The organism is Parasphingorhabdus sp. (assembly GCF_036964675.1).
Taxonomy (GTDB): domain Bacteria; phylum Pseudomonadota; class Alphaproteobacteria; order Sphingomonadales; family Sphingomonadaceae; genus Parasphingorhabdus.
The window spans coordinates 18,940-29,051 of the sequence record NZ_JBALTF010000033.1; the positions used below are offsets into that span (position 1 = coordinate 18,940).

Genomic DNA, 10,112 nt, shown 5'->3' on the forward strand with positions numbered 1-10,112 from the left:
TGATCAGCGAGCGGCCAGACTTGCCTTGGCCTTTTGCCATTCCACTTCCAGTTCGTCGATCGACATGTCCTGCATGTCTTTGGTAAGACTGGATTCTATCTGGTTGAATCTTCTGGTGAATTTATCTGTAGCGTCGGCCAGGGCGCGTTCGGCATCGACCTTGTAATGACGGGCCAGATTGACCGCAGAAAAGAGCAAATCGCCGATTTCCTCGTGTATTTCTGCCTCGCTGGTGGCGGCGGCAACTTCGTCCAGTTCTTCGAGTAGCTTGTCCTTCACCGGCGCCTTGTCGGGCCAGTCAAATCCGACACGGGCGGCCCGTTTCTGGATTTTCTGCGCCCGCAGCAAAGCGGGCAGGGCCAGCGCGACCCCATCCAGTGCGCTCGACTGGCCGGATCGCTCGCGTTCACCGGCCTTGATCTGCTCCCATCCCGGGCTCGCATCAGCCTCGCCAAAGATATGCGGATGACGCCGGGTCATTTTGTCACAGATGGATAGGACGACATCCTTAAAATCAAATGTGCCGCTATCGGCTGCAATTTGGCTGTGAAAGACAACCTGGAGCAGGAGATCGCCAAGCTCGTCCTTCAGTGCCAACATATCTTCGCGATCGATGGCATCGGCAACTTCATAGGCTTCCTCGATGGTATAGGGCGCGATGGTCTTGAAGGTCTGCACCTTGTCCCAATCGCAACCATTGTCCGGATCGCGCAAACGCCGCATGATTTCAAGCAGGGGATCGATCAATATTGCATCCGTTCTAACCCATCAATAAGGTTGATAATATATATTATGTTAAATTAATCATCATCCAGCCGGGGCTCTGGTCGGCGGTTCCAACACCATTTCCGGCCCTTCTACGCGCCAACTTCCCAACTTTGACAAAAAATTCATCCCAATCACATTGGAATCGCCAAATTCTTCCGCAACCACGACCGGCAGATCCTGCGCCACCATCGGACCAATCTGCAGCGACTGAATAGTTCCACGCTGTGCCTCTACCGATCCGTTGGCTGTGGTCAGAATGACCGGTATCGGACTTTTACTGATATCAATGCCGGCATTCTGGGCGGTTCGCATTGTCATCGCCGTGGTGGTCGCGCCGCTGTCGATCAGAAACCGCACCGGCAACGCGTTAACCTTTGCATCGACCCAGAAATGACCATCAGCCGATTGCCGGATTCTTAACGTGTCGCCAACGACAAGCTGTTCGTTCGCTCCGGTCATTTCACCAGACACCTGGCTCCATACCGCCAATATTTCGCGCTGATAGGAGAAGCCGACGATGAAGACCGCAAATATCGCGACCCATGCCAATATGTTGCGGACGATCTCGCCAAAGCCGATCCGCCGGGAAAACAAGGCGCTGGCAACCAGCACCAGCGCGCCAATTGCGAACACGAGATTGATATTTTGATCTTCGGTCAACGCTCAGATTTCTTTCACATAGCCATCATAGCCGGGCCTGACATCGTCCGACAATATGGTTACAAGATGGTTATAGTCCATCGATTTGTCCATATGTGTCAACAGGCTCAATCCCGGTTGCACATCGCCTATCAGGGCCAATGTCATGTCGAGATGCGCGTGGGTGGGATGCGGCTCATCGCGCAACGCATCGACGACAAACAGGTCGCAATTTCGATACAAGGCCCGCATTTCTGCTGTAACTTCACCAAAATCGGTTGCGTAAACGATGGATTTTCCCTGATGTTCGAAGCGTAACCCTGCCGATGTTATGCCGCCATGTGGCTGATCGACAAAGCGGACCAGAATATCACCAATTTCAACATCGCTCTCGAGCGCAATATCATCACATATCGATGGATAATATTTGTGACCCTCAAAGGCATAGGCAAAACGCTGTTTCAGGCTGCCAAGCGCAAAGGGCCGGGCATAGCCCGGTATCGGTTTGCGGGTTTGCTGGAATACTGACCGGAGATCATCAATGCCGTGGCAATGATCGGCATGATCATGGGTCCAGATTACCGCATCGATCCTGTCGATTTCATTGTCGAGAAACTGGTTTCGCAAGTCGGGCGATGTATCAACCAATATCCGGGTAGTCGGGCTTTCTACCAGGATCGAGACACGGCTTCTGCGGTTTTTTGGCTCGCTTGGATCACAATCACCCCAGTCATTGCCGATACGGGGAACGCCCGCCGAAGTTCCGCATCCCAATATGGTGAGTTTCAAAGCCAAATTCAGGGTCGCGCCTTGGAGAAAAGCTGATAGAAATTCCGACTGGTTGTTTCGCAAAGCTGGTCATATTCTTCGCCGCGCAACCCGGCGAGATAGCGGGCGGTATCAGCAACAAATGCCGGTTCCCCGGTTTTTCCGCGATGCGGAACTGGAGCCAGGAAAGGTGCATCGGTTTCGACCAGAAGCCGGTCTGCCGGCAATTTGGCTGCCGTTTCCTGTAAATCCTTGGCATTTTTGAAAGTCACGATACCGGAGATTGAAATATAGAGACCCAGAGCCAAGGCCTTTTGTGCAAAATCTTCGCTGGCGGTGAAACAGTGGATCACAGCGGTATAGGCGCCCTGCTCCATTTCCTCGGCCATGATTTCGGCCGTATCAGCTTCGGCATCGCGGGTGTGGACAATGATTGGCAGGCCGGTTTCGCGCGCTGCATGAATATGGGTGCGAAAACTCTGTCTCTGGCGTTCCCGGTCGCTGTGATCATAATAATAGTCCAGCCCGGTCTCACCAATCGCGACAACCCGCGGATGGGCCGCCTCTTCAACCAGTTTGCCGAGATCGACATCAGGATGGGCATCGGCTTCGTGCGGGTGAATCCCGATACTGGCCCAGACGTCTGGTTCCCGTTCGGCCGTCGCGACAATGTCACGCCATTCGCTTTCACGGGTGGAAATATTGAGCATCGCGGTGACACCGCTTTGCCGGGCCCGATCCAGAACCGCCCCCTGCTCCTCGACCAGACCCTTGTAGTTCAAATGACAATGGCTATCGACTAGCATATCAGGACCCTGCTTCTTCTGTCAGCAGTTCAAGACGCGGAAAAATCCCTATCGGCGCCGGCAGCTCAAGCCCCGCTTCTATCGGTGTCACAAGATGTTCAAAATCGCGGGCATCCGGCGATTGGGCAAGCAGATCCAGCATCCTGTCGCAGCTTTCCGGCATCACCCAGCGCAGCATGATGGCCAGCTGCCGGATCGCTTCTGCCGTATGGTAGAGCACGCTATCCGCCCGAGCAGGATCGGTCTTGCGCAATGCCCATGGCGCCTGATCGGCGAAATATGTGTTGGTCGCGCTCAGCCGCTCGCGAATGATATCGAGCGCCTGATCGATCTTGAACAGGCCGCCGGTGACCGCTGCTTTCACATCAGAAAAACAAGTGTCCAACTGGCTTAGCAACTGCTTCTCGGCCTCGGTTGGCTCCCCCGGGGGCGGCACTTTGCCTTCGCAATTTTTGGCAATCATCGACAGACTGCGCTGCGCCAGATTGCCAAAATTATTGGCAAGATCGGCATTGGTCTTGGTGACAATGGCATCTGCGGAATAGGTTCCATCCTTGCCAAAAACAACGTCAGCGAGCAGGAAGTAGCGCAATTGATCGACACCAAAGCGCTCCGCCAATGCCATCGGATCGACCACATTGCCGACCGACTTGGACATTTTTTCGCCGCGGTTGAGCAGAAAACCGTGCCCGAAGACCTGCTTGGGCAGCGGCAGTCCGGCGCTCATCAGAAAGGCGGGCCAGTAGACCGCATGAAAGCGCACGATATCCTTGCCGATCAGGTGAAGATCCGCCGGCCAATATTTGGCGAACATGCCCTGAGTGTCCGGATAGCCAACGCCGGTCATATAGGTCGTCAACGCATCAACCCAGACATACATCACATGGCCCGGTGATCCCGGTACGGGAACGCCCCAGTCAAAACTGGTCCGCGAAACGCTGAGATCCCGCAGGCCGCCCTCAACAAAACGCATGACTTCGTTGCGGCGGCTTTCGGGCTCGATGAATTCCGGATGGTCTTCGTAAAGCTTCAGCAATTTATCCTGATATTCCGACAGTTTGAAGAACCATGTTTCTTCTGCGGTCCATTCGACCGGTGTGCCTTGAGGCGAAAGCTTCTCATCGCCCTCGCCTGTTTCCAGTTCATCTTCCGCATAAAAGGCTTCGTCGCGCACCGAATACCAGCCTTCATAGCGGTCGAGATAGAGATCGCCATTGGCTTCCATCGCTTTCCACAAGGCCTTGCTCGCCTCGTGATGAGCCGCTTCGCTGGTGCGCCGAAAACCATCATGCCTAATATTCAATAGTTGGCACATGTCTTTAAAATATGAGGACATTTCATCAGCAAGCTCAATGGTCGTCTTGCCCGCCTCACGCGCGGTCTGGACCATTTTCAGCCCATGTTCGTCGGTTCCGGTGATCAGCCGTACATCGCGGCCGCTCAGCCGGTAAAATCGTGCAATGGCATCTGCAGCGATCGCTTCATAGGCATGGCCAATGTGCGGACGACCATTGGGATAGCTGATTGCGGTGGTAATATAAAAGGGTTCAGACATAGCCGTCTCTCTTGATGGATTGGCGGCGCTTGTAAACAGCCAAAATCTCTATTCTTTTTGATTGCCCTGAGAGAGTTCCCCCATAAGGCTGCCGAGGCGGAATATTACCGCCTGATTATCCAGCGCCTTTGGCAGCGCCATATTGGCCAGATCACTGGCTTCACGCCATTTTTCGATGGCTTGCAGCGAGCAGGATAGCTGGGCACTCTTGATCTGCTCCGCAATCAGACTGGGAGCCCGTTCCAGAAAAGCGCGATATCGTGGCGTCGCTGCCTTCAATGCCAGCTTGCGTGCCAATTCGCTTTTCAAACTATTGTCCCTGTCACCCGATTTGATGATTGCGCGCGCTATGCCCTCGAGCTCGGCAAGTCCCACTTCGGCATATTGCAAGGCGCGTCCCGGTGAGCCTTCACCGGCAAGAACCAGCGTTTCGAGATCGGCCTCTCCCAATTTTGGTGCGGCGCTTTTCAGGACAATACGCATCTCATCAGCGCTCAACGGGTCGAAGCGCAGCATTTGGCACCGCGACCGGATCGTCGGCAACAGCCGGTCAGGCATATGACTAATCAGGAAGAAAATGGTATTTTTTGGCGGTTCCTCAAGGTTTTTCAAGATGGCATTGGCGCCGGAGCCTTCAAGATCATCGGCCGCATCAATGACCACCACCCGATATTCAGAAATGGAGGCCTGATTCTGAAACAGCGGCTGCAGGGCACGTATCTGGTCGACCTTGATATTGCGCGCCAGTTCATGTTCCTCCAGCGCATCGAGACCTTGGTCCCGCGCCTTCTTCTCCTCCTTGTCGCCTTTCGGGCCGCGACGGAGCAATCGAAAATCCGGATGTGAGCCTGCGGCGAGAAGATGCCCGGCTTCGTCGTCCTGAATTTCAGAAAAACTTGTCGGCTGATTGCGGGAATTGAGCAGAAAATGAGCGGCTTGCTGCGCAAAGGCCGCTTTGCCCAAGCCCTTGTCACCCGCCAGAATCCAGGCGTGATGGAGCATGTCCTTGGCAAGCGACTGGTAGAATATCTGCCGGGGTTTGTCATGGCCGAGATATGACGTCATGGCATCAGATCGCCTAGACTTTGCATCAGATTTTCGGTGATGGCTTCGGCGGCTTGCGCGGCGTCAACCAAGCGGATCCGGTCTGGTTCATCGGCTGCAAACTGTCGAAAATTGGCCATGACGGCCTGATGATAGTCGCTGTCCCTGCCCCCAATCCGGTCACTGTCGCCGCGATCTCTCGATTCCGCTCTTTTCGAAGCAACCGCTTCCGGCAGATCCAGAATGAAGGTTCGGTCCGGCATCAGATTTTTGCTGCCGACGCGGTGCAAATCCATGATTTCAGCGTCGCCAAGCGGCCCGTTGACGCTTTGATAAGCCCGGCTGCTGTCGATGAAACGATCGCAGATTACCCATTCTCCACGCGTCAGTGCGGGGCCGATCAATTTGCTGCAATGTTCGGCGCGTGCCGCAGCGAACAGCAGCGCTTCCGTACGAATATTCCATTTTTCCTCCGCGCCGCTCAGCAGCAATTCGCGGATGATTTCCGCGCCGGGCGTACCACCCGGTTCCCGCGTCAGGGTTACTCTGAGGCCTTTTTTCTCCAGAGCGTCCGCGAGCGCTCTGGCCTGGGTGGACTTGCCCGTTCCCTCCCCGCCTTCCAGGGTGATGAAACGGCCCTCGGTCACGCCAATCCGAGCAAAGATTTCAATCCGGCCCAGACACGATCGAAGAATCCGGCTTCGCCTATGTCTTCGCCTGCAACCAGAGCTACGGACTGTTGACCGGCATCTGCGGTGGTAACGACCAATGTTGCTATTGGCTGACCTTTGACAATTGGCGCCTTGATCGGGCCGTTATATGTCACTTTCATCGATATTTTACCGTCAGAAGCTTTCGGAATGGTGGCAAAGAGATCCTTGGCTGCGACAAGAGATACGGTTGAACTGTCACCCAGCTGGACTTCTGCATTCTGGATTTTAGCGCCTTTGTCGAACAGCTTCTTCGGCTCCCAGGCGTTGAATCCCCAGTTCATGAATTTGACCGATTCTTCGATACGACCGCCATAGCTATCAAGACCGGCAAGAACCGATACCAGCCGCCGCCCTTTCTGTTCAGCCGAGCCGGTAAAACCATAGCCTGCTTCTTCCGTGTGGCCGGTCTTCAGTCCGTCCGCCCCAGCCACTTTACCCATCAGGGGATTGCGATTGGATTGGGTGATGCCATTCCACTCAAATGCATCCTGGCCATAAAAAGCATTATATAATTTAGGGAAATTATTGACCGTTGCCGATCCCAGTTTAGCCAAGTCTCTGGCCGTAACCATGGTCACGCCTTCATCCGGCCAGCCATTGCTGTTACCAAACCGGCTTTTGGACATGCCGAGCTCTTTCGCCCGCTTGTTCATCAAGCCGACAAAGGCCGGTTCGGTGCCGGCAATGCCTTCGGCAAGAACAACACAGGCGTCGTTGCCGGACAGGGTCACGATGCCATGCAGCAATTCGCGCACACTGACCTGATCGCCGACGCCCAGAAACATCGTCGATCCCTGATTATTCCACTTTTTCCAGGTTTCCTCGTTGACGCGAAACTTGTCGTCCAGCTTGAGTTTGCCTTTTTCGATCAGGTCAAACGCGACATAAACGGTCATCATTTTCGCCATCGAAGCCGGTGGAATTTGCTTGTCCGCATTTTTCTCGAACAACACCGCGCCCGAGGACAAGTCCGTTATATAGGCGATGGGAGCATCGGTCTCAAAGATGGGTGCCGCGACAACGACGGATGATAAGGCGATGAAGGGCAGTGAAGCCAGAAGATATTTTTTCATTTAGGCCAAGATTCCCGATCAATAATTAACGGCAAAAAAGTTATTTGTCCGCGCGCAAGATTCGGGCTCCGCTATAGCCGCGCTGCTGCGCCTGTGCCAGCCCTGCTTGCGCTTCCTGTTCACTGGCATAAGGCCCGTAGCGCACACGCCAAATCGAACGCGTGCCGTCGGAAACCACTTTTGCTCCGATTTTTCTGGCCAGCACATCCGCCCGCGTTTTATCGCTGAACGCCGCGACCTGTACGGCATAGGATCCGGCCAAATCACCAACATAATTGTCTCCGGCGCTGTTTTCAGCCGCAACAGGACGCCCGCCGCCTTCCACAATGAAGCGACCATCGCGCGTTCCGGCCTTTGGCGGCGCCACAGCTGCGGGGCGGGCGGTTGAACCCGACGCTGGCGGCAAATAGGCTGGCGCAGCAGCCTGCCGGATTGGCGCAGCTGGCTTGGGAAGCTTGGCCAGATTATTCCGCAATATCGAAAGCAGCGAATCCGGGGTCGCAATGCGTTCAGTTGCGGGAGCGCCCAGACGAAGTACCGCACGCTCCTGTTCATTCGGATTGACTTTGCGGACGCGGACACCGGAGACGCCATCTTGATCAATACCCAGCTGCTTTGCGGCTCCATGCGACAGGTCGATCAGCCGATCGTTGGCAAAAGGTCCGCGATCATTGACCCGAACCAAAATCGTGCGCCCGGTATCCAGAGCAGTAACCTCGACATAGGAAGGCAGCGGCAGCGTCTTGTGCGCAGCAGAGATGCCCTGCGGATTGAACGCTTCACCATTGGCAGTCTGATTGCCAGACAACTCTTCACCATACCAGCTGGCATAGCCCACTTCGTCGTAGCTTTGCACATCCTCGGGCGTATAGGTGTTGCCACCCACCTTATAGGGATCGCCAATTTTTTGCGGATAGTCGGAAACCGCCGCCGACCCTGCTGACTGGCCTGGGCCGGTGGGAGCGGGCGATCCGCCCGGAAACTGACCAAAATCGCGCGACCCGCTACACCCGGCCAATGCCAGGGTTGCGGCCGACAATATTCCAAGTTTAACTGCGTATTTCATCCGCTAATAACCCCACTGCTAGCCCGTAAAAATTCGAACAATTATAATCCAGAATGACGCGATAATTTCCGGTCAACAGATAGGCCGTGCTGCCAGCTCCATCGGGTTCGAGCAAGGTTGCCATCGTATTGTCGTCGAGACTCTTTCCGGTCGCCGGTGCAACCCCGAGAGCGCGCCATTCCGCCATGCTTTTCCATTGGCTATGGCGACCGAATACGCGCGGACAACGTGTCGGCACAATCTTGCTTTCTATAGCCGAGCGATTGAGCGACGAAGGGACATTGACGGCGATGCCCCAGGGCTCTCCCCGGCGCCATCCCGAATTGACAAAATAATTGGCGATCGAAGCAACCGCGTCATATTCGTTATCCCAGATATCTGCATATCCGTCACCGCTGCCATCTTTTGCCAGCCGCAAATAAACCGAGGGAAGAAATTGCGGCATGCCCATGGCCCCTGCCCAGCTTCCCTTCAGCGCCGATTGCGGAACACCCTTGTCGATCAGCTTCAGTACGGCGAGCAATTCAGGTTCAAAAAGCGTGCGGCGCCTGCCTTCATAAGCCAGGGTTGCCAGTGACCGGGGAATATCGAAGTCGCCCATGTAGGAACCATAATTGGTTTCCTTGCCGTAAATCGCCATGATGATCGGACCGGGCACGCCGGTTTCGCGTTCGACATCAATCAGCTTGGCTATCAGGCGGCGATAAGCTGCCTTGCCATTTGCAACCCTCTCGGTTGTGATATGGCGCCGCTGATAGGGAGCAAAGGGCGGAATCGCGCTGTTGGTACTGCCACCTGGCTGGGACTGGTCCAGTTCGATAACCCTCGGATTATAGGTCAGGCCGGGCAGCACCTGGTCCAGGGTCTGCGCACGCACACCCTCCTGCAAGGCTTTCTGGCGCACTTGCTGGAGATAGGATTCAAAACTGGAATTGTCTTGAGCTTTGGCATCTTGCATCGGCGTTGCTGCGCTAATGCTGACAAGAGCAAGAGCGCTGCAGGCGATAGCGGTCATGATACGCATGAATACTTCCCTTTCGTCACGCCGTTGTCGCACAAAGCGAGTCGGAGGGGAATCCCTAAATAACCCAGAGAAGCAACCACTCGGCCCAAAAGCCGCAATTGGCCGAAATCTTGCTCGCACATTTCAACCGTTTACAAAATGTTTTGCGCTTTCAAATCGGGAACGCTAGGACGCGTTCGACCCGGCCCTAAGGGCTATGCGGACAGGTGGCAGAGTGGTCGAATGCAGCGGTCTTGAAAACCGCCGAGGGTGCAAGCTCTCCGTGGGTTCGAATCCCACCCTGTCCGCCACTACTCTTTTTAAATCAATGGGTTAGTGGAAAAAAGGGTAATCTACCCACCTTTGTACCCACCTTACGGATTGCGCTTCAGCCAATCGAAAAGCGAAGAACTCCCCTCGAAATCCTAGCCTGCTAGACCCCCACCGGGGTGGCACCCCCCTATTTCTCAGAAATGGGACCCAATCCCCCTATATACTATTCTGCGCGTTCGAGGGTGGGGTTTGGCGCTTCACTGTTCTGTGGCCATCGATTCAGCGCATCCTTCTTTTGTAAGATAAGCGATTATTTCCCGGTCCGAATACCCTGCTTCCCTGGCCCCCTTAAAATCAAATCTCTTATTTTTGGGACCGCATTTTCTTGCCGATAGCACCTCGAC

At 54.9% G+C, this 10,112-nt stretch carries 10 protein-coding genes and 1 tRNA gene; 1 reads left to right on the plus strand and 10 read right to left on the minus strand.

Features of this window, described 5'->3' with window-relative positions:
* Nucleotides 1-3: 3 nt before the first annotated feature.
* Genes mazG through V7665_RS07660 form a run of 10 tightly spaced genes read right to left on the minus strand, consistent with a single transcriptional unit; the run spans nt 4 to nt 9,447 of the window.
* Nucleotides 4-747 (minus strand): nucleoside triphosphate pyrophosphohydrolase, encoded by a 744-nt coding sequence (mazG, locus tag V7665_RS07615; protein WP_335663938.1) that lies wholly within the window; start codon nt 745-747, stop codon nt 4-6.
* 60 nt (nt 748-807) lie between these two features.
* Nucleotides 808-1,428, minus strand: coding sequence for a retropepsin-like aspartic protease family protein (locus V7665_RS07620; RefSeq protein WP_335663939.1), 621 nt, complete (start codon nt 1,426-1,428; stop codon nt 808-810).
* A gap of 3 nt (nt 1,429-1,431) precedes the next feature.
* Nucleotides 1,432-2,202 (minus strand): MBL fold metallo-hydrolase, encoded by a 771-nt coding sequence (locus V7665_RS07625; protein WP_335663940.1) that lies wholly within the window; start codon nt 2,200-2,202, stop codon nt 1,432-1,434.
* Between the two features lie 2 nt (nt 2,203-2,204).
* Nucleotides 2,205-2,981, minus strand: coding sequence for a TatD family hydrolase (locus tag V7665_RS07630; protein ID WP_335663941.1), 777 nt, complete (start codon nt 2,979-2,981; stop codon nt 2,205-2,207).
* A 1-nt stretch (nt 2,982) separates the two neighbouring features.
* Entirely contained in the window at nt 2,983-4,536 is a 1,554-nt protein-coding gene (gene metG / locus V7665_RS07635) for a methionine--tRNA ligase (RefSeq protein WP_335663942.1), read from the minus strand.
* Between the two features lie 48 nt (nt 4,537-4,584).
* The gene (locus tag V7665_RS07640) at nt 4,585-5,601 is read right to left on the minus strand and encodes a DNA polymerase III subunit delta' (RefSeq protein ID WP_335663943.1); all 1,017 of its coding nucleotides are present in this window, start codon (nt 5,599-5,601) and stop codon (nt 4,585-4,587) included.
* Entirely contained in the window at nt 5,598-6,227 is a 630-nt protein-coding gene (gene tmk, locus V7665_RS07645; RefSeq protein WP_335663944.1) for a dTMP kinase, read from the minus strand. Before tmk ends, V7665_RS07640 begins: the two co-directional genes overlap by 4 nt.
* Nucleotides 6,224-7,366 carry a D-alanyl-D-alanine carboxypeptidase family protein gene (locus V7665_RS07650; RefSeq protein ID WP_335663945.1) on the minus strand — a complete coding sequence of 381 codons (1,143 nt, stop codon included), beginning with the start codon at nt 7,364-7,366 and terminating at the stop codon, nt 6,224-6,226. The genes tmk and V7665_RS07650 overlap by 4 nt, the downstream gene beginning before the upstream one ends.
* A 40-nt stretch (nt 7,367-7,406) precedes the next feature.
* On the minus strand, nt 7,407-8,432 hold the full coding sequence (locus tag V7665_RS07655) for a septal ring lytic transglycosylase RlpA family protein (RefSeq protein WP_335663946.1): 1,026 nt from the start codon (nt 8,430-8,432) through the stop codon (nt 7,407-7,409).
* Nucleotides 8,416-9,447, minus strand: coding sequence for a lytic murein transglycosylase (locus V7665_RS07660; RefSeq protein WP_442955193.1), 1,032 nt, complete (start codon nt 9,445-9,447; stop codon nt 8,416-8,418). The genes V7665_RS07655 and V7665_RS07660 overlap by 17 nt, the downstream gene beginning before the upstream one ends.
* Nucleotides 9,448-9,656: 209 nt before the next feature.
* Here V7665_RS07660 and V7665_RS07665 point away from each other — a divergent pair.
* Nucleotides 9,657-9,746, plus strand: a tRNA-Ser gene (locus V7665_RS07665).
* Nucleotides 9,747-10,112 lie beyond the last annotated feature (366 nt).